Origin of the sequence: Curtobacterium sp. MWU13-2055 (assembly GCF_023242305.1) — a bacterium.
In the GTDB taxonomy this organism is placed as follows: Bacteria; Actinomycetota; Actinomycetes; order Actinomycetales; family Microbacteriaceae; genus Curtobacterium.
The window spans coordinates 155,235-173,068 of sequence record NZ_JALLIO010000008.1 but is presented as its reverse complement, the minus strand read 5'-3'; the positions used below and the strand labels follow the sequence as shown (position 1 = coordinate 173,068).

The window sequence follows — 17,834 nt, the reverse complement described above, 5'->3', positions numbered from 1 at the left end:
ATCACCTCGGAGAGCCTGGTCGCGATTGTTGCCCCGGTCAAGCTGCAGCCCCATTCTTGATTGCGTGGGCCAAGTCCATCCGCACAGCCTCTATACCCCGTGGTTCGTCCGCGTCGAGATCCACAAGGAAGGGAACAGCGTAAATGTGGAAGTCGTAGTGCTTGAGACCATGCTTTGCTATCCGAGCCTTGATGTATGGGACCTGACTCGCCAAGAGGTCCGCTGCTTCCCGATCAATGCGCGAAGCTAGCTCGTCGTCGCTTAAATCCTCCACACCCCAGGTCGTGACATCGATCTCGTAGCCAATCATCACCCCAAAAGAATTTACGCGCTGCACCGTGGCCGCAAGTTCGGGGAGGAGGATCGCGCTGATAACTTTGAGTGCTTCATCATCCGCGACCTCCTTGAGCAATTCGCTATTGATCAACCAGGTCTCAAACGCGAACCCACCTTTGGCTACTTTCGCCATCGACGCGAAGGCTGCGCGTATAGCGCTTTTCAAGCTTGTGCCGGGCCCCGCTTTGCCGTCGCCGTACATCTTTGACTCACCGAATATCAGTTCGAAAGTATCGTCATCTCGCTGAAGGAGATGCAATCCATCCGCGCCCTTAACGTAATCGTTACCTGAGGTCTTCAGTTCCATCTTGGTAAGGACTTTGGGTGCACCAAGATGCCCTTCCAAGAATCCGTAAAGCAGTAGCTCGCCTCCTTCGCCATTGAGTGGGTCCGGAGTCCTGAAGCGGGCTTGAGCCTGGTTAACCGCTGCCGCAATCCGTTCCGGATCCGCGAAAGCCGCGGTAGCGTTACGTCGAGAAAGCGCGTAGCGGAGCGCGGCTTGATTGAGCAGACTGTACATTCCGTGAAGATCCGGGCTTCCGCCAGACATCTTGAGGATGTGCAAGTGGCACTGGGTCCTCTTTGAGATCGCGAGCGGGTCCGCAGCGTTGAAGAGGGCGAGGAAGTCGTCCTTGAGCTTCAACGTCATTGGAAGGTAGTCACCCAGCTGCACGTGCCTCGCCCCTAAAGCCGTTCGATCCTCAACTCTTCGTAGCCTAGATGACGATCGCGCGTCTTCAAGCGCAGACGCGCACGGACTGCGCGTGAGGTGCCAGGTGCCTCAGGCTTCGCCGCTAGGTACCGGCCATGGGTACTTGGTCTCTTCTCTGCTGCCAAGGGCAAGGCTTGTGGACAGGTCACCGCCCCTGGCCGATTACGGATGGCGCCGATAACGCTCATTCGGTCAACCGGACAGTGGCCGCATGCACAGGGTCCAGCGCGCCCACACCGGCAATCGGGTTCATCGAGCGTGGGACGCTTCGAGGCGCAGCCTTTCACGGTCCGTCGTTGGCGGCTACTCGTCGACGCGGGTGCTGAGGACGACGCGCTCGTCTTGGTCGAGATCCCAGAGCATGGTCGCGGTACGACCTGCGGCTTGCTCGTAGGCGAGGAGGAGGACCGCGTCGGCGGCGGTGCGGCACCAGCGCATATACGACTGGGCAAAGATTGGGTCGTCCGGGTCGGGTAGGGCGGGGTCGCTCTCGAAGCGGTCTCGCTGCTCCCGGAGGATCTGGGTGCTCGTGGTGCCGGTGTGCCACAGCATGTCAGCGAGATGCTGCGTCAGGGTGATGGGCAGCTTCCTGCCGGCCGCGGGTGAAGTCGTGGTGTCGGTCATCCTGATCCTTCTACTGAGTGCGCTCGACGCGGCGACGTCGCGAGCTACCGATCTATGGTCGGTCTCGCCGGCATTGGAAGCGAGGTCGGTGCAGCAGATGGAAGATCATCACGAGAGCGGACGTCGCCTCCCTCCAATGTTGCCCCCTCAGCTGAGGGAACCAGAACCGGGCCGTAACGCGTCGCCGGTATGACGAAGCGCCGCTCTCCGACGGTGAGCGGCGCTTCGAAGGCCCCGGCGCAGCTGTCCGACAGCGGCCACACGGTCACCGCAGGCGGACGTCGCTGCCGACAGGCTCAGTCGAGGAGGTCAGGGTCGAGGAGGCTCGGCTCAGACTCGGACGCGTCGCGCTTCATGATGATCAGCTCGATGACCCAGGGCGCGTGTCGGAACGCCATCGCCGGTCGCTCGTCGTACCAGCCGGGCTTGTAGTTCGACTCGCGGGAGCCGGTCGAGTTGTCCGCAGCGTGCGACGGGGTCGCGTCGAGCTCGACGCGCTGGCTGACACCCGGCACGTAGCTCCACTGACTCGGCGTAGACGCGTCCGTGGCACAGTGGTCAACGCTCTGCTGGTCGGCGTTCTGCTGCTCGATGAGGTTCCGCGTGGAGCGCCGCTGGGCACCCTTGAGGTGGTCGTACTTGCGGGTGGGCGGAAGCATCGCGGCGGAGACACGGTGCGCGTACCCGAAGCAGTTCGGGTCGTTCGGCGCGGGCGTCGGGGCCGGCTGCAGCGCATCTCCGTCCAGGTTGGTCTCCCCCGCGGTGCGGGGCGTGGCGACGGGCCATCCGTCGCAGTGCCAGCGCACCAGGACGTTGCCGACCTGGATGTCGGCCTCCAGCACGCGGCTGCCGTGCAGCTCCGTCTTGTCCGACTGCGACGCATCGCTCGGGGTGAACGTGGCGTCCACCGCGTAGGTGTCGACGAACTGACGGCGCCAGGCACGGATCATCGGGCAGGTGAACTCCTGCCGGCCTCGGCGGCCGGCTCGGCGGAGGGCGATGCGCAGCTGCTGCAGCTCCTCGACGCTGTGGATGTGGTGCGTCGTCTGCGTGCAGGTCGTGATGGGGGTGTTGCTGATGGTGAGGTTGCGGTCCACGGTGGTGTCCTTCAGGTCGGAGCGAGGCGGTTGCTCGCTTGTGCCACCCCTATGCGAGCTCGTGCCTGCGAGCGGGGCGCCGACACTGTTCGCGGACCTGATTTAGGACTCTAAGAGCCGCTTTGACCCTCGTTCGTGGGCCAGAATGTTGCCTGTTCGGCGTTTTCTGACCCCAGGAGTGGGGAGTCCGGGCCGGGAGTTCGGACCGGGACTCAGGAGTCGCTGAAGCGCATGGCGGCGACGGGTTTTCCTGCTGGTGGACTCGGCGCCGCTCGAACGGCCCCATGAGTGGCGCGGGCCTCGTAGCGTGCGCAACATGCGTCGCATCGCGAGTCACACCAGGAGTGCCATCACCAGTCCGACCGGGCGTCCCGAGAGGACTGCCGAGACCGGTGACGGGTCTGCGTCGTGAGTGGCGGCCCCGACGAGACGGCGCTGACCGCGAAGCAGCGTCAGCAGCTCGCCGCGATTCGTGGCATGGCGCGCATTCCGTTATCGGACCTGCGCGACCAGAGTCCCCCGAACCTCCAGGCCCTCTACGCAGAACTGCAGGACGGCCAGGCGCTGATCCCGGGCCTGAAGATGGGGCTCGGTGCTCTCACCGTCCAGCGTTGGGATTCCGCTTACGCCGCCGTCGGTTGGACGCTCTATGGTGCGGAGCTCACCCTTGACATGGGTCACCCGTTCGGGTCGATGTTCTACCGCAACGACGCTGATGGCCGAGTGTTGCGTGTCGGGGTGAAGTGGCATCCGCCGGTGCAGCAGCTCGAGTTCCCCGCCCTGCACCCGTCGAAGCCGGAGCTGACGTCCGACTGCACTGCTGAGGAGGTCGCTGCGGTCGTGTTGGACGCTCGGAGTCGGATAGGGACTCTTGTCGCGGTCAACGCGCAGATCGGGTCGTTCGTCGCCACCGAAGAGTCCGAAAACGCCATCCTCGACGCGTCCGGCCTCGGGCTCGAGCGGCTCTCAGAGGACGACCCAAGGCTTGCTGGCCGTGATTCGACCCGGCCGTCAACGCCGGGCGGGGGCGGCGCTGATGAGTGACCGGCAGTGGGTGCAGGACATCCGACACCAGCAGACAATCCTGTCGTTGCCGTTCGGGCTCGGATGGACAATCGACATCACAAAGACGCTGGTCGCGCTCGCGGCAGCGGGGATGCCCGCTCGTGTGGAGGCGTTCGACCGACTCCGGTTTGAAGACGGCCGGTCCGGGTTCCTGTGCACCCCGAACCCGACCGCAACGATCAACGACGACGGCGCCCCGGCCGAACGGACCGAGGACCTCATCGTCATCCCCGGCGGATCGGAAGGGGGTGTGCTCTCCCTCGTCCGCCGGTACCCGGACCTCGTGGTCGTGAACGGGAAACGGCAACGCGTCTGGGCGAACGGCAAGCAGGTGCACGGGTCGTCGATGGAGCGGGACGCAACACCGCGATGGCGGACCGTGTTCGCCATCGCCCGAACCATCGCCCTCCACGGCGGCGGTTCCCAGTCAATCGCGGACCGCATCGGCATCCCACTCGACGACGTGCGTGCCGCGATGCCTGCTCTCGGTTCGCACGTCTTCCACACGCCGATCGGTTGGGAAGCAGCCGACCAGTCCGCCCTGTGCGACTGGGCCTTGGCGGCGTACCCGGGTTACGGCGGAATCCGCACCTGCTGGCGCCGTGACACCACCATCGACGCGCAGGCGGACCAGCTGATTGTGCTGGGTGGGGTGATGTCGGATCGATGGGCGGCGCAGCAGTCCGGCGTCATCGTCCCGCCGGACCGGCTGACGGCGTTCTTCGCGCAGCACCCTGACATGGCCGCGCTCGGCTACGAGCCCGCGACAGTCGATGAGGCGACGGTGTCGGTCGTCATCCCGCAGGACACCACCGTCCTGACCGGCGCGGAAGGGTGCTGCACGGATGACTTCATCACCGCGCACGTCCTTTACGAAGACAGCTGGGTTGCCGCGAACACGGATGCAGTGGACGGGCTGCGGCAGCTGCTGCACTTCCGATCCGACCTCGCCCACGACCTCCGCTGGCACCCCAACAACGGCAGCGGTGAGGGCGGTATGAGCTGATGCTGCAGCTGCTGTCCCTGACGCTGGCGTACGACGACACCCGGTTCTTCGGCTCCTTCATGTTCACCGACCCGAGCCGCCCGGACGACAAGCCGGCTGTGGTCCTCATCGACCACGCCGACAAACCTCCCTGGTTCCGCCTCACCAACGTCGACCCGGACAGCCAGTACCCGACGGCGCCGGCGATGGTCGAAGCGGACCGCATCATGCGGTTCCTCCTCCGCTACACACCCGACCGCATCGGCCGCACCACTCTCGACTTCCCGCAGTCCTGACCTGCCCTGCTCACGCCTGACCTTTGGAGGTAGTTGCTGATGATGCGTCTGGTGTCCCTGCACCTGTCGAACGACCGGATCCTCTGGGGGCATGTGCTCCTCGAGGACACTGAGAACCCGGATGCGCACCTGGCGCAGATCCTCGTCCGCCCCATCGATGTCGAGCCCGGGTACGAGCTCTACGACAGGACCAACACGGTCCTGTCTGACTTCAGTGTGCCGGCGGTTCGGGAAGCGAACCGGATCGTGCAGACCCTCCTCATCCCCGCCTCCGAGATCGCGCGCCGGGAGAAGGCAGTCCGGGCGGTGATCCACTCGGGCTACTTGGAAGGGTTCCCGGACGACATGCCGTGGCAGTCGCAGCTGTGGATGTACGCCCGAGGGGAAGTCACCCGCGAGCAACTGTCCGCGTACGCCGACGAAGGCCGACAGATCCCCCGCCAACCTGACCACTCCGCGGTCGGTCCGGCGGACGTTCCCGAGGACTGGTGGCGTTCCACGCAGGCGCGCATTCGCCGGAACCTCCTGAACACCACCCTCACCGAAGCGGAAGTCGCCGCGGCGCTGCAGATCAGCATCGATGAGGTCGGTGAGCTGTTTGAAGCGAACCGGCTGACGAGCTTCGATCTCGACGGCGAAGAACGCATCCCCGACTGGCAACTCGTCAAGCCCGCTCTGCCCGAGTTCGGCGACCCGTCGTCGCTGCTGCCCGGCCTGGACGTCCTCTACGCGGCAGCACCTCAACCGCTCCTCGATGCAGCCGCGATGACGGAGTTCATGAACACACCGCGCGACTTCCTCACCGTCGACGACCGGGCCCTGACGCCGCTGGATTGGATGCGAGAAGGCCGGCCGTTGACGACGATCGTCGCCCTGTTCCGCGGACGACGGTGGCGGCCATGACCATTCGGCCGGACCTGTTCCTTCTCAACGTCGCCTACGACGTCACCGGTGTGCACGGGCATGTGTTCTTCCGCGACCCGCCCAGCGGCGAGCTGCGTCAGGTCATCATCCGCAGCACCGACACCGGCAACATCTGCGAACCAGCACACGGCGACACCCGCACAGGGTGGGAACCCTTCCTCGAGGAAACCCGCTGGCTCATCGCCCTCACCCAGCCCGACACCCCAGACGAGCGCAGCTGATGATGCCGGGGCTCGAATGGGTCAACGCCGCATACGCCGGCAGGCCGCAGATCACGATCCCGTACGGGCTCGGTGACACCACCGACCTCACCAACACCCTCTCGGTCCTCAAGCTCGCGGGGCTTCGCTCGGTCGTGGAGTCGCACGACACGATCCGCCTCGCCGACGGACGCCGCGCACGCTTCCCCACCCTCACAAAACACCCCCGCGACGACGACCCGAATGATGCGGAACTACTCCTTCTGGCACCGCGCACTGTCACTGCGACGCAGATCGCGCTCGCGGAGCAGACGGCGACGGTGCTGCTGGTCGATGTTGACCGGCGCCGTGTCTGGGTCGACGGCAGACAAGCGCTCGGGACGAAAGACCGGTGGAAGGACGCAGCACCGATCTACGTCACCTTCGCCGTCGCACGGATGCTCGCCGTCAACGGTGCCACCTTCGACAAGCTTGTGCAGTCCGGGCTCACCGCCGGGCAGGTGGATGACGGGCTCGCACGCCTCGGAAAGCGCGTGCACCGCACTGACATCGGGTGGGAGTCACGGCAGGTCGGTGGCCTCGTGGACTTCTCGATCGCGTGCTATTCAGGACCCGGCGGGGTCAGGACTCGATGGACGTCCGATCTGCCGCTGGTCGAGCAGGCAGACCGGCTCATTGAAGCGGGCTGCCGTATCTCCGGCCGCGCGATATCTGACCGGCCCAGCTACCCAGCGATCAGCAAGCGTGAGATGCCCTATCGAGTCGTCGCGTTCACTGAGGAGGAAGTCGACATGGCCGCGCTCGGCTTCGAGCCCGACACGATCGGCTTCGCAGGCACCGAACTCATCCGCCCGGCTGACCCGACCATCTTCCTCACCGCGGCCGCCGCCGGCTACTCGGACCGCACCGACGACATCATCACCGCGAACACGCTCCTCCGAGCCGACTACCGCAACGCCGACGACTCGGCATCACTGCAAGAAGTGCGGGACCGGCTGCAGTTCCTCGCCGACACCGGATACGACCTACGACACAACCTGCCGAACTGAGCGCTCAGCCTTCGTGCGCGGGACGTCCGTTCGAGGCAGCCCGGATTCACTCGATCGACGCAACACCTTCCTCCGAGGTGTTCGCCGTGTACCTGTCCGTGTCGTCTCCGCAAGCTGTCCGCTTCCTCGCACTGATCCGGGAGGGACGAGGTCTCAAACCGTCCGCCCGAATCGCCGGTATCAGCAAGGAGACCGGGTACCGGTTCCTGCGCGAGCGGTATCTGCAGCTCCGCCGTTCCGGTTCTGATCCTGCAGCAGCGTTGACCATCGTCGGTGTGACCAGCAGTCGCGTTGCCTCCTGGGAAGCGCGCCTGAACCACACCGATCGACACCATCTGCGTGTCGAGCTGAGCGTCGAGGACCGGTTCTGGTCGGCGTTCAACGCGGGCTCATCCGTCGAAGATGCCGCGGCGGAAGCCGGGCTGGGCCGCGCGACCGGCTACCGGCTCCTGCGACGCCGATTCGACGAGCTCCGGAAGGGAAGCTCTGTCGCGTCTGCCGCCGTCACGCTTCGGATGAGCCGGAAGCGCGCTGACCTGCTCGAACGGGAACGGCAGCGCCGGATCCGTCGTGACCAGAACGCCGCCGCGGCGGCGTTGCGGAAGGCGCTGGCTTCGTCGGCGGACGTTGCTGATCTCACCCTGACCACGACGCGGCGAGGCCGGAAGGTCCGTGACGTCGAGGACGAGTACTGGCATCTGATGCGGCAGGGCGTGAGCGACACCGACGCCTGCAGACTGCTCGGCATGACGCGACGTTCCGGCACCTGGATCCGACAACGAGCCGGCTACCGCATCCCATCGCTCACACCGACCGCACCGGCAGCGGTCGGACGCTACCTCGAGCTGCGGGAACGGCTCCAGATTGCCGACCTGCGCCGACTGGGACTCTCGATTCGCCAGATCAGTGTCCGTCTAGGCCGGCACCCGTCGACGGTCAGTCGCGAGCTCCGACGGCACCGGACGGGAACCGGCGACTACTTGCCGCATCTTGCTGACGATGACGCCAAGCGCCAACGCGCCCGTCCGAAACCGCACCGCCTCGTCGCGGATGGCGCTCTTCGACGGCTGGTGCAGCGGAAGCTGAACCTGTTCTGGTCACCGGAAGAGATCAGCGGCTGGCTGCGAAAGACCTACCCTGCGGACTCGGCCATGCGCATCTGTCACGAGACCATCTACCGAGCCCTGCTCCTCCGGGAAGATGCTGGCCTGCACAAGCGCTACACGGGCAAACTCCGCACGGGACGTCGAGTTCGACGCACCAGGTGGAACCATCCCCTCGGTCGCGGGTCCCGGATCCGGAACATGGCCAGCATCACCGAGCGCCCCGCCGACGCTGCCGACAAGCAGACCGCTGGGCACTGGGAAGGAGACCTCATCGTCGGTGTTGGCTCCGTGTCCGCGATGGCCACCCTCCGTGAACGCACCACCCACTACGGCATCGTGGTGAACCTCCCGGCCGACCACACCGCGCGCAGCGTCAACGCGGCGATCACGGAAGCGTTCGCCTCGATCCCCAAGCACCTGAAACGGTCGCTGACCTGGGATCAGGGCGTCGAAGATGGCCGCCCACGAACAGCTCACCGCCGCGACCGGTGTCCCGGTGTTCTTCGCCGACCGATCCAGCCCCTGGCAGCCCGGCGCGAACGAGAACTTCAACGGGCTCCTCCGGCAGTACTTCCCCAAAGGCACCAACCTCGCCCTCCACAGCAGCAGCCACGTCGCCACCGTCATGAACGAGCTCAACAACCGCCCACGAAAGCGCCTCGACTACGACACTCCTGCCCAACGATTCAACGCCGAGAAGCGCCGCATCACCGCCCTCCAGCTACCCTGAAACCAGCCCCAAAACGACCATCTGTTGCGTCGACCATCAGAATCCGCCGCAGTCTGGCGAGAATCAAATCGGACGGGGTATCTGCGACTCGACGACGCGAGGCAAGGCAGACGGACCGCCGCTGGCCGATGAACGACCGGCTATCGAACGGTCGGCCCGAACTTAGAGATCCTTGCGTGCGGGGTAGGAGCTTTGCGCGCCGTGGTGCTGGACGCTGTGCGCGGCAACCTTGCAGGCGAAGCGTGCGCCCGCGACGAGCGAGGCACCTTGGTCAAGCTCTGCGCAGAGGGCGCCGGCGAACGCGTCCCCGGCGCCGGTGGTGTCGACCGGGGCGATGCGAACGCCGCTGATCTTCGTGATCTGCTGACCGTGTTCGGCAACAACGGCGCCGGCAGAGCCGGCAGTGATGACGACCGAGCGGGCTCCAAGCTCGAGCACCGCTGCAGCGACCACGTCCAGCGCGGCGCTGGGATCGTTGACGAGTTCACGCGCTTCGTGTTCGTTGACGATGACAGGGTCAGCGGCAGCGAGAAGGGCTACGACGTCGTTGGTCACCGGTGAGGCGTTGAGCACGACGCGGTGCCCTCCCGAGACTGCTCGTTCGACTGCGGTTTGGATTGGTGCCGCTGGCCCTTCCATCGCGACGGACACGATCAGGTGATGATCTTCTGGCCAGTGGTCGCTCACATCAGTAGGGCGGAGCTCGTCGTTGGCGCCGGCGATTACGACGATCTGGTTCTCCGCGTCATCGCCGACGGCGATGAAGGCGCTACCGGTCGGGGCGGCGGTGGTGCGGACGACTGTGCTCGTGTCGACGCCGGCGGATCGCAGTGCGTCAGTGAGTACTCGTCCGTCCGCGTCATCGCCAACGGCGGCGATCAGTTTCACGTGTGCCCCGAGTCGGCCGGCTGCTGCTGCCTGGTTTGCTGACTTCCCACCGGCACCGGTCCGGGACCGGCGCGCGACGACGGTGTGACCGGGTGCTGGGAGCTTGGTCACTTCGGCGGTGGTGTCGAGGTTCGCAGTTCCGACGAAGAGGACCGTCACGGAGCGCTTCCTTCCAGCATCGCGATCGGGTTGTGATGCGTCATGAGCTGCCACGCTCGGTCGTCGATGGCGTGCTCGCGGAGGTAATCGCGGAATCGGGACGGCACGAAGGTCAGCCCTTCACCGCCGTGCTGGGTCCACATCTGCTTCAAGAAGAGGTCGTGGGAGAGCAAGATCTGGCTGGTGTGCCCGTCTCGAACGAGCGCAGCGATCGCGGTCGCGGTCTCGGATGGGTCCGGTGCGCGGCCCTCACCGGGGAAGGTGATGCCCATTCCGATCATGTCGAACTCCAACCACACGCCCCGGTCCGCAAGGGACCGTTGGTAGTCGGCGTCGTGGCCGGATGGGTCCATGTGGGCCAAGACAATTCTGTCCGCGGGCACTCCGGATTGCTCGAGGACATCAAGAACTTCGTGGCCACGGCGGAGCCAACCCGGGAGGTGGACCATGAGGGCCACCTCCGGGCGGACTCGGTGTGCTTCCGCAGCGGCGATCAGACCGTTCCGTTCGGAGGCTGTGAAGGCAGGTGATACCCCGACTTCACCGATCAAGCCGGCCCGAACGGATCCGTTCCCGACGCCGATGGTGAGGTCATGGATCATCTCGGCCGCGACGGCGTCGACCGTGTCAGCGGCGTGGTCGCCCTGTGCGGCTTCGAGGTACGGCCCGGTTGCCATGACGATCGCGACGCCGCTTTCGCGGGCCATCGCGGCGAGAGCGTCGGGGTCACGGCCGATTGCAGCGCTGCCGGTGACGTCGACGATCATCGACCCACCAACTGCTGCGAACGCCGCAACCTCAGTAGCGACCGCGGTCTGGCCCTTCGCGGCGACGTTGTCGTAGTTGCAGTACGGGTCGGACCGGAGCCGCCACTGGTGCTCTGCTGCCACCGGGACATCCACCAGATCTCGGTGTTGATCTTCCGGAACTGGGCTAGACGCTGCGGGGAGTGCGTTGAAGAGGTGTTCGTGCGGGAGGACGATGCCGCTGGGAGGGGCTGCCTGCAGTCCAAGGACCGTTTGGATCATCGGTGCTCCTGCAGTCGGGTCATCGTCTTCGCGGGAATCATCGCGATCCCTGCTGCGACAAGAGCGACCACAGTTCCGATGATGGTCACGATGTGGAGCGGGTGCCCGACCGACGGCACGAGAACGTCAAGACCGAGCGAACCGATCAGCTGCCCGGACACGGACGCCAGACCAAGGAGGAGCAGACCGATGCCCCGGACCAGGAGCGCCATCAGAGCGATCGAGAGGAGCCCGAGGGGGCCGCCGAGGTACATCCACCAGGTTGGCGGCAGCGTGATCGTGGCGTGGCCGACGATGACACGGATCATCAGGGCGATGAACAGTGCGGTGAAGCCGACGAGGAAGTTGAACCCGATGGCAACGAGCATGGACCCGGTCTGCTTCGCAACAGCGCTGTTACCGGCCGGTTGCCAACCTGCGAGGAGGCCCGCCGCGAACGGCAGCACAGCGAGGGCGATGACGCCGGGGGCGTGGAAGCTCGGCACGATGGTCAGGACCGTTGCGACGATCGCGAGAGCGGCCCCGAGCAGGCGCCAGGTGGTCAGCGGCTGCTTGATGGATCCGCTGACACCGAGCCGGTCGCAGATGACGCCGGACACGATCAGACCTGAGATCAGGGCGATCTGGAAGACCGCCACCCCGAGCCCGCCAACTGAGACACCTTCTGACAGAACGACCATCGCGCCGCACAGGCCCGCGAGGTAGTTCCACCAGCCCAGCTCACGGCTCCGGATCAGGCCTGGGATTGCAAGCGCCTGCCGGCGGGTGGTCGGCCTTGCGAAGATGATGATGATCATCACGATGAGTCCGACGGCGAAGGAGATCACGGCGGCGAGGTTGCCGTCGTTGACCGCTGTCCCCAGGGCGCCGTTCACGGTCGACTGCATCGGGCTCAGTGTGCCCGCGAGGATGGTGGCGAACACGAGGAGTGCGGTGGTGGTCGCGCCGACGCGTACGGCGTTCACTGAGGTTGTCGCGGTGACGGGGGTGTTCGAAGTCATTGCGGTGGCTCCTTTGCCAGGGAAATGGTGCGGAGAGGGGTTAGTGGGTAGCGAGCCAGGTGATGGCTCGGTCGAACAGGGTCGCGTAGCCGGGCCACTGCATGAACTCTTCGGGTGCCCAGTGCGGTGACACGTCGGAGGCGAACGCCAGGCTCTTTCCTGCATCGACCGATCGGACAGCGAGCAGCGGGTGACCGTCGATCGTGGCCAGCACGTCGGCGTCGTCCCGGGCGATCAGCTCCTGGTAGCCGAGCAACGCCGGCCAGACAGCGTCGAGTCCGTCCGTGATCGTGTGCTGCAGGCCGGTGGTCTCACCCTGAACGCCCTCGGGGCTCTCGACACGGTCGTCGAAGGGGTGGATCTGCACCGGCAGGACCGCTTCGAGGGGCGAGCGGTGGTAGTTCGCCTTCGCGCCGAAGCCCTGGAAGCTCATGTAGCCGCCGGCCATCATGAGGCCACCGCCGTCGCGCACCCACTCAGCAAGAAGCTTGAGTCGGTTCGGTCGGCGCTCGCCCTTGTTGAACACCCGCGGGTGCAGCAGCAGGGTGTTCGCGCCGATGTCGGAGAGAACGACCACATCGAACACGTCGAGGTCCTCGCGAGTCTCCGGGAACCGGACCGCGGCCTCGTGTGTCGGGATGTACGTCACCTCGTGGCCAGCGGAACGCAGGACGCTGATGAAGTGGTCCGCTCCGTACTCGAGCTGAGCCCGCGGCACAGAGTCGAAGCCCTTGATGTCCAGGGCAGCGCCCAACCATGATTCGCCAGCCAGTAGGACCTTCGACATGCCGCTCTCCTTTGCGCAAGTTTGTGTAACTTGCGCAAATGTAGGGGGCGTTGGGCGATGTGTCAACTAGGATCGGGAGCAGAACGGGGGTGATCACCGATGACGATGACGGAAGTTGCGCAAGCAGCGGGGGTGTCGCTGTCGACGACGTCTCGATACCTTCGTGGCCAGTTGCGCCTCTCACCAACGACCGCGGCTCGTATCGATGACGCGGTCCGCGAGTTGAACTACGAACGTCCCGCTCGGACCCGTGAAGCGGACCCGACGACGGCCCTGCGCATCGCACTGGTCCTCCCCGAGCTCGGGAACCCCTTCTTTGCGCAGATCGCCGATGCGGTGAGCCTGGTGGTCGCGAGCACAGCAGCATCGCTCTACATCACCGTCGCTGGCGGCGAAGCGACCCGCGAAGCAGTACTGACCGATCTCCTCGATGGAGCCGCACGGTTCGACGGCATGATCTACGTCGGCATGGAACCAAGCAACAGCGCGGTCACCGCCGCCATCCGCCGGGGGTTTCCCGTCGTCGTCCTTGACGAAGCACTGACGGACACTCCGGAAGTTGACACTGTCTGCGCCGACAACTTTGGCGGCGCCTACCAAGCAACCATCTACCTGCTCCAGCTCGGGCACCGCAGTATCGCGCACATCGGTGGGCCAAGCGATCTCGCGACATCGCAGGAGCGAGAGCGCGGCTTCCGTGCCGCCTTCGAACATGCCGGCGTTCCGGTCAACGAATCATCCATCCTCCACGGCCCCTACTCCGAACAGTTCGGAGCAAACGCCTTTACACAGCTGATCGGCGCCACGCCCACCGCGGTATTCGTCGGAAGCGACATCGCCGCCGTCGGACTCCTGGGCGCAGCCGCACGATTCGGCTACCGAGTCCCCCACGACCTCTCCGTCGTCGGCTGCGACGGCATCAGAGTCGGCGAATGGCTCCAGCCGCAACTCAGCACCCTGCGCCAACCACTTCGCGAACTCGCCGAACTCGCCGTCGGCACACTCACGCGACGCATCAAAGACAGCACCACTGCACCCGTGAGTGAACAGCTACCCATGACCCTGACCATCCGGGAGTCATCAGCCGCCCCCGCACCGACGGTCTGATCCTCGATCGGCTCCCGATACGGTGCTGGGATGCTTCCCGCCCCCACCACGCGGCTCCAATTTCGCGAGATGACCCCGGCAAACCTCGACGACATGGCCGACCTGCTCGGTGACCCCAGGTCATGGAGTTCTATCCCGCGACCAAGAGTCGAGACGATGCGGCTCGATGGATCGCCTGGAACCAGGACAACTACGACACCCACGGCTTCGGGCTCTGGATCATCGAGACCCACGCGGGGCAGTTCGTCGGTGACTGCGGCTTGACCTGGCAGGACGTCAACGGCGTCCCGATGCTCGAAGTCGGCTACCACGTGCGCGCGACGCTCCACGGGCAGGGATACGCCACTGAGGCAGCAGCAGCCTGTCGGGACTTCGCTCGTGCTGAACTTCACGCCCCCGAACTCGTCGCGATCATCCACCCCAACAACACTGCTTCCGAAAGAGTCGCGCAGAAGATCGGGATGACACGACGAGAAAAACGACCATGGCGGCCCCATCGCCGTGCGCGACGTACCCGGCATAACGCTGTAACCGCGTCTCGGTAGCCGATCGGCTACCGGACAGGCCGAAACCAGTGTCTGCCCCCGCCCAGCCCAGGGGCCGGCGCAAGAAGCTGGCACGAGAAGCAAATCAATGAGCCGGCGGCCGGAGCCCGGTAATCACCAGAGTCAGAACCCGGTGCCACGCGTCTGCAGGTGCGGGCGGGTCCATGACGAATACGACTGCGGCACAGACCGCTCGGAAGTCAGCGAACGAGAAGTCGTCACGGACAAGCCCCTGGGCATGGTCGGCAGCGATGAGGGCACCTATGGGCCCCTCCGACTCCTCGATCGCGAGCCGGACCTCGTTGCCGAGCCCTGTCGCGTGGCCCTGCAGCGCAGCACGCAGCGCACCATCCTCTGCGGCGCTGGCCATGTACGCCTCAAGCAGCGTTCGGACGCGAGAGCGCCCGTCGACCTGCTCGCCGGCGAACCGAACAGCATCGTCCGCGAGTCGACGAATGCGGAGCGCGGCGATCGCGTCGACGAGGGCCGCCTTGTCGGGAAAGTGCCGGTAGAGCGTTCCCACACCAACGCCAGCATCCGACGCGATCTGCTCCATCGACACTCCAGTGCCCGAAGCGCGAAGAAGCACCGCGGCGTGATCCGTGATCCGCTGGCGATTGCGCTGCGCATCCGCTCGCATCGTGCCCCTTCCGTCTGCAACGTCTGAGGCGTACCGTATCAAACGGAATCAGCCTTCCGTTTACGAAATGGAGACCCATGAACGCCACAGCCGAACTCATCATCGAAGCACAGACCGACACCTCACGAGCGGCAGTCGCCGTGCGCGGCGGCCGGATCGTGGCAGTCGCCGCGGACGCCGCCGGCGTCGATGCACTGCACGGCACCTGGCGCGGTGACTCCACATCCGTCTTTTTGCAACACGGGGTCCTTGCTCCGCTCTTCGTTGACACGCACAACCACCTTGCGTTGGCGTCTCGGAACGTGCTCGGAGTGCCTATGCACGACGTGCGAACGATCGACGAGATCCTCGATCGCATTCAGGAACGCGCCGCGCACACTCCGGCAGGATCCTGGGTCATCACCGCGGCGGACTGGCACGAGATGCAGCTACAGGAACGCCGCTTCCCCACTGCAACCGAGCTCGACGAAGCAGCACCGGACCACCTCGTCCTGGTGCAGCGTGGTGGCCACAACGCCGTCCTGAACAGCGCAGCGCTTGCTGCTGCCGGCGTCACCGCGACCTCTGGCGACGTCGCTGACGGGTATGTCGCTCGGGCCGACGACGGGACCCCCACCGGGCTGCTTCAAGACGGTGCACTTACTGCTATGCAGTCAGTGCTCCCCGAAATGTCCCAAGAGGACCTCATCAAGGGGATCGAAGCGACGAGTTGCACCTACCGGGCAGCGGGCGTCGGCGTCGTCCGCGACCCAGCCGTGTCTGTGGAGGAGTGGGGCGCGTTGCAACGGGCCCGATCAGAGAACCGGTTGCACGTCCGAGCCTTTTCTATGATCTTCTCCCCGGCTACCCTGATCGCGGCCGCTGGCTCGATGGACGATTACCTCGACGGACTTGAGGCGAAGGGAATCCACCCGGACGACGGTGACGACCTCCTCCGCCTCTGGGGGATCAAGCTCGTCGTCGACGGCGGGGTGGAAGCCGCTGCGCTCCGCGAGCCGTACGCGGATCGGCCGGACTTCACCGGCACTCTGCTGATGACGCCCGATGCGCTGACGGATGCACTGCGCGCCTGCGTCACCCGCGGATGGCCCGTCGGCACCCACGCCTGCGGAGACGCCGGAGTCGACGCGTTCCTCGACGCCGTCCAGCGGAACGTGGGCCGCGGCATCCAGCACGAGCACGGCCAGGTCGTCATGGAGCACGGCGCCCTCATGGACGCCGACCAGATCGCGCGAGCAATCGCGCTGGACGTGCACATCACCGCCCAGGAAGCTCTCCGGAATGGGCTCATCGCACCGTTCGTCGAAGCATGGGGACAGGAGCGAGCAGCCGCAATGTTCCCCTGGCGGGAACTGCTCAACGCGGGCGCTTCCGTCAGCGCCGGCACCGACCATCCCATCAGCCCCCTCGACCCGATCGCTGGCGTCCTCGGAATGACTACCCGACGTACGACGCTTGGGATCCTCGGCGCAGAGCACGCATGCACCAGAGACGAGGCGCTCGAGCTCTACACACGTGCAGGCGCGGAGCTCCTTGGGCACGACCTCACGGGAACGATCACGGTCGGAGCGCCAGCGGACTTCGCCGTATACCCGGTTGACCTGCACCACGCTCCCGACGAAGCACTCGCTGACGCCCACCCGACCCTGAGCGTCCTCGCCGGTGAAGTGCTTCACCACCAGGAGGTGTCTCGATAGCGGATCGGCGGTTTCAAGGGGTCGTTGCAACGGGTGGTTGTTTCGGGTCCGAGAGTAGCTGCTCGAACGCCTCGGCTGGCGTGCGGTAGTCGAGGGTTTTGCGGGGCCGTCCGTTGAGTTCGGCGGCGACTTCGAGGAGCCGTTCCGGGCTGTGGACGCTGAGGTCGGTGGACTTCGGGAAGTACTGCCGGAGGAGGCCGTTGGTGTTTTCGTTCGAGCCGCGCTGCCAGGGCTTGTGGGGGTCGCAGAAGTAGATCGCGAGGTCGGTCGCGAGGGTGATGTCTTTGTGTCGGGCTAGCTCGGTGCCTTGATCCCACGTCGACGAGCGGCGCAGGTGACCGGGGAGGGTCTGGATGGTCGGGATCATTGCGTCGCGGAGGGCGTCGGCGCTGTGCCCATCCGGGAGGTGGAGCAGCATCACGTAGCGGGTGGTGCGTTCGACGAGGGTGCCGATCGCGCTCCGGGCGTTGATTCCGACGATGAGGTCGCCTTCCCAGTGACCGGGAACAGCCCGGTCATCGGCCTCGGCGGGGCGTTCGCTGATCAGGATCATGTCGCGGATTTTCGACCATGACGCCCGCCTGGGTTCTCCCCGGTGCCTGCGATGGCGCGGCCGGTGCGGAGGTGTTTGTGCAAGTCAGCGCGCAGGTGCCCGCGGCCCTGAACGAACAGGGACTGGTAGATCGTCTCGTGCGACACGTGCCTCTCCGGCCGGTCGGGGAACGTCCTGGCCAGGTCATCACGGATCTGCTCCGGGGACCAGTTCCGCACCAACCGCAACTTGACCTGCAGGGCAAGCTCGGCCCGGTCCAGCTTCCGCGGTTCTGGGCGCCGCGCACGAGTCCGACACTGCTTCTC

19 protein-coding genes and 2 pseudogenes are annotated in these 17,834 nt (G+C 65.7%); 11 read left to right on the top strand and 10 right to left on the bottom strand.

The window, feature by feature from the left end:
• Positions 1 to 37 precede the first annotated feature (37 nt).
• The 3 genes from M4960_RS15905 to M4960_RS15895 all read right to left on the bottom strand — a co-directional run bounded on the left by M4960_RS15905 (position 38) and on the right by M4960_RS15895 (position 2,769).
• Complete coding sequence (locus M4960_RS15905) at positions 38 to 1,009, bottom strand: DUF1837 domain-containing protein (protein ID WP_248704778.1); 972 nt, start codon at positions 1,007 to 1,009, stop codon at positions 38 to 40.
• A 342-nt stretch (positions 1,010 to 1,351) separates the two neighbouring features.
• Positions 1,352 to 1,672: a hypothetical protein gene (locus tag M4960_RS15900; protein WP_248704777.1), complete on the bottom strand. Its 321-nt coding sequence runs from the start codon at positions 1,670 to 1,672 to the stop codon at positions 1,352 to 1,354.
• Between the two features lie 296 nt (positions 1,673 to 1,968).
• Positions 1,969 to 2,769 (bottom strand): hypothetical protein, encoded by an 801-nt coding sequence (locus M4960_RS15895; protein ID WP_248704776.1) that lies wholly within the window; start codon positions 2,767 to 2,769, stop codon positions 1,969 to 1,971.
• A gap of 408 nt (positions 2,770 to 3,177) precedes the next feature.
• Between M4960_RS15895 and M4960_RS15890 the strand changes: the two genes are divergently transcribed.
• Genes M4960_RS15890 through M4960_RS15865 form a run of 6 tightly spaced genes read left to right on the top strand, consistent with a single transcriptional unit; the run spans position 3,178 to position 7,288 of the window.
• Positions 3,178 to 3,813, top strand: a complete 636-nt coding sequence (locus M4960_RS15890; RefSeq protein ID WP_248704775.1) for a hypothetical protein — start codon at positions 3,178 to 3,180, stop codon at positions 3,811 to 3,813.
• Positions 3,806 to 4,840, top strand: coding sequence for a hypothetical protein (locus M4960_RS15885; RefSeq protein ID WP_248704774.1), 1,035 nt, complete (start codon positions 3,806 to 3,808; stop codon positions 4,838 to 4,840). The genes M4960_RS15890 and M4960_RS15885 overlap by 8 nt, the downstream gene beginning before the upstream one ends.
• A complete protein-coding gene (locus tag M4960_RS15880; RefSeq protein WP_248704773.1) occupies positions 4,840 to 5,115 on the top strand; it encodes a hypothetical protein in 276 nt (91 codons plus the stop codon). Before M4960_RS15885 ends, M4960_RS15880 begins: the two co-directional genes overlap by 1 nt.
• A gap of 51 nt (positions 5,116 to 5,166) precedes the next feature.
• Positions 5,167 to 6,018, top strand: coding sequence for an antitoxin VbhA family protein (locus M4960_RS15875; RefSeq protein ID WP_248704772.1), 852 nt, complete (start codon positions 5,167 to 5,169; stop codon positions 6,016 to 6,018).
• Positions 6,015 to 6,260, top strand: a complete 246-nt coding sequence (locus tag M4960_RS15870; RefSeq protein ID WP_248704771.1) for a hypothetical protein — start codon at positions 6,015 to 6,017, stop codon at positions 6,258 to 6,260. Before M4960_RS15875 ends, M4960_RS15870 begins: the two co-directional genes overlap by 4 nt.
• Complete coding sequence (locus tag M4960_RS15865) at positions 6,260 to 7,288, top strand: hypothetical protein (protein ID WP_248704770.1); 1,029 nt, start codon at positions 6,260 to 6,262, stop codon at positions 7,286 to 7,288. Before M4960_RS15870 ends, M4960_RS15865 begins: the two co-directional genes overlap by 1 nt.
• Positions 7,289 to 7,677: 389 nt before the next feature.
• On the opposite strand, the gene M4960_RS15860 is transcribed toward M4960_RS15865, so the two are convergent.
• A complete protein-coding gene (locus tag M4960_RS15860; RefSeq protein ID WP_248704769.1) occupies positions 7,678 to 7,986 on the bottom strand; it encodes a hypothetical protein in 309 nt (102 codons plus the stop codon).
• A gap of 3 nt (positions 7,987 to 7,989) precedes the next feature.
• Between M4960_RS15860 and M4960_RS15855 the strand changes: the two are divergent.
• Positions 7,990 to 8,787, top strand: a pseudogene (locus M4960_RS15855) (IS30 family transposase); the annotation flags it as partial.
• 61 nt (positions 8,788 to 8,848) lie between these two features.
• The gene (locus M4960_RS15850) at positions 8,849 to 9,124 is read left to right on the top strand and encodes an IS30 family transposase (RefSeq protein ID WP_248704768.1); all 276 of its coding nucleotides are present in this window, start codon (positions 8,849 to 8,851) and stop codon (positions 9,122 to 9,124) included.
• Between the two features lie 162 nt (positions 9,125 to 9,286).
• Here the strand turns inward: M4960_RS15850 and M4960_RS15845 are convergent, their stop codons facing one another.
• Genes M4960_RS15845 through M4960_RS15830 form a run of 4 tightly spaced genes read right to left on the bottom strand, consistent with a single transcriptional unit; the run spans position 9,287 to position 12,987 of the window.
• Positions 9,287 to 10,171, bottom strand: coding sequence for a ribokinase (locus M4960_RS15845; RefSeq protein WP_248704767.1), 885 nt, complete (start codon positions 10,169 to 10,171; stop codon positions 9,287 to 9,289).
• The gene (locus M4960_RS15840; RefSeq protein ID WP_248704766.1) at positions 10,168 to 11,199 is read right to left on the bottom strand and encodes a phosphotriesterase; all 1,032 of its coding nucleotides are present in this window, start codon (positions 11,197 to 11,199) and stop codon (positions 10,168 to 10,170) included. The genes M4960_RS15845 and M4960_RS15840 overlap by 4 nt, the downstream gene beginning before the upstream one ends.
• Positions 11,196 to 12,200: a DMT family transporter gene (locus M4960_RS15835; protein ID WP_248704765.1), complete on the bottom strand. Its 1,005-nt coding sequence runs from the start codon at positions 12,198 to 12,200 to the stop codon at positions 11,196 to 11,198. The genes M4960_RS15840 and M4960_RS15835 overlap by 4 nt, the downstream gene beginning before the upstream one ends.
• Before the next feature lie 40 nt (positions 12,201 to 12,240).
• The gene (locus M4960_RS15830) at positions 12,241 to 12,987 is read right to left on the bottom strand and encodes a glutamine amidotransferase (RefSeq protein ID WP_248704764.1); all 747 of its coding nucleotides are present in this window, start codon (positions 12,985 to 12,987) and stop codon (positions 12,241 to 12,243) included.
• A 99-nt stretch (positions 12,988 to 13,086) separates the two neighbouring features.
• Here M4960_RS15830 and M4960_RS15825 point away from each other — a divergent pair, with 99 nt between their 5' ends.
• Together M4960_RS15825 and M4960_RS15820 are read left to right on the top strand one after the other, a co-directional pair.
• The gene (locus M4960_RS15825; protein ID WP_248704763.1) at positions 13,087 to 14,094 is read left to right on the top strand and encodes a LacI family DNA-binding transcriptional regulator; all 1,008 of its coding nucleotides are present in this window, start codon (positions 13,087 to 13,089) and stop codon (positions 14,092 to 14,094) included.
• Between the two features lie 122 nt (positions 14,095 to 14,216).
• Entirely contained in the window at positions 14,217 to 14,639 is a 423-nt protein-coding gene (locus M4960_RS15820) for a GNAT family N-acetyltransferase (RefSeq protein WP_308222020.1), read from the top strand.
• 85 nt (positions 14,640 to 14,724) lie between these two features.
• Here the strand turns inward: M4960_RS15820 and M4960_RS15815 are convergent, their stop codons facing one another.
• On the bottom strand, positions 14,725 to 15,279 hold the full coding sequence (locus M4960_RS15815; RefSeq protein ID WP_260097590.1) for a TetR/AcrR family transcriptional regulator: 555 nt from the start codon (positions 15,277 to 15,279) through the stop codon (positions 14,725 to 14,727).
• 77 nt (positions 15,280 to 15,356) lie between these two features.
• Here M4960_RS15815 and M4960_RS15810 point away from each other — a divergent pair, with 77 nt between their 5' ends.
• Positions 15,357 to 16,976, top strand: a complete 1,620-nt coding sequence (locus tag M4960_RS15810) for an amidohydrolase (protein WP_248704761.1) — start codon at positions 15,357 to 15,359, stop codon at positions 16,974 to 16,976.
• 13 nt (positions 16,977 to 16,989) lie between these two features.
• On the opposite strand, the pseudogene M4960_RS15805 reads toward M4960_RS15810, so the two are convergent.
• A pseudogene (locus M4960_RS15805) lies at positions 16,990 to 17,645 on the bottom strand (IS30 family transposase); the annotation flags it as partial.
• Positions 17,646 to 17,834: the final 189 nt, after the last annotated feature.

What these genes read in the sequence shown, in the direction of transcription:
- M4960_RS15810 (WP_248704761.1), top strand. Translation starts at nt 15,357, where the DNA reads ATGAACGCCACAGCCGAACTCATCATCGAAGCACAGACCGACACCTCA.
- M4960_RS15840 (WP_248704766.1), bottom strand. Translation starts at nt 11,199, where the DNA reads ATGATCCAAACGGTCCTTGGACTGCAGGCAGCCCCTCCCAGCGGCATC.
- M4960_RS15860 (WP_248704769.1), bottom strand. Translation starts at nt 7,986, where the DNA reads ATGCCAGTACTCGTCCTCGACGTCACGGACCTTCCGGCCTCGCCGCGT.
- M4960_RS15835 (WP_248704765.1), bottom strand. Translation starts at nt 12,200, where the DNA reads ATGACTTCGAACACCCCCGTCACCGCGACAACCTCAGTGAACGCCGTA.
- M4960_RS15820 (WP_308222020.1), top strand. Translation starts at nt 14,217, where the DNA reads ATGGAGTTCTATCCCGCGACCAAGAGTCGAGACGATGCGGCTCGATGG.
- M4960_RS15865 (WP_248704770.1), top strand. Translation starts at nt 6,260, where the DNA reads ATGATGCCGGGGCTCGAATGGGTCAACGCCGCATACGCCGGCAGGCCG.
- M4960_RS15815 (WP_260097590.1), bottom strand. Translation starts at nt 15,279, where the DNA reads ATGCGAGCGGATGCGCAGCGCAATCGCCAGCGGATCACGGATCACGCC.
- M4960_RS15850 (WP_248704768.1), top strand. Translation starts at nt 8,849, where the DNA reads ATGGCCGCCCACGAACAGCTCACCGCCGCGACCGGTGTCCCGGTGTTC.
- M4960_RS15870 (WP_248704771.1), top strand. Translation starts at nt 6,015, where the DNA reads ATGACCATTCGGCCGGACCTGTTCCTTCTCAACGTCGCCTACGACGTC.
- M4960_RS15830 (WP_248704764.1), bottom strand. Translation starts at nt 12,987, where the DNA reads ATGTCGAAGGTCCTACTGGCTGGCGAATCATGGTTGGGCGCTGCCCTG.
- M4960_RS15880 (WP_248704773.1), top strand. Translation starts at nt 4,840, where the DNA reads ATGCTGCAGCTGCTGTCCCTGACGCTGGCGTACGACGACACCCGGTTC.
- M4960_RS15825 (WP_248704763.1), top strand. Translation starts at nt 13,087, where the DNA reads ATGACGATGACGGAAGTTGCGCAAGCAGCGGGGGTGTCGCTGTCGACG.
- M4960_RS15900 (WP_248704777.1), bottom strand. Translation starts at nt 1,672, where the DNA reads ATGACCGACACCACGACTTCACCCGCGGCCGGCAGGAAGCTGCCCATC.
- M4960_RS15885 (WP_248704774.1), top strand. Translation starts at nt 3,806, where the DNA reads ATGAGTGACCGGCAGTGGGTGCAGGACATCCGACACCAGCAGACAATC.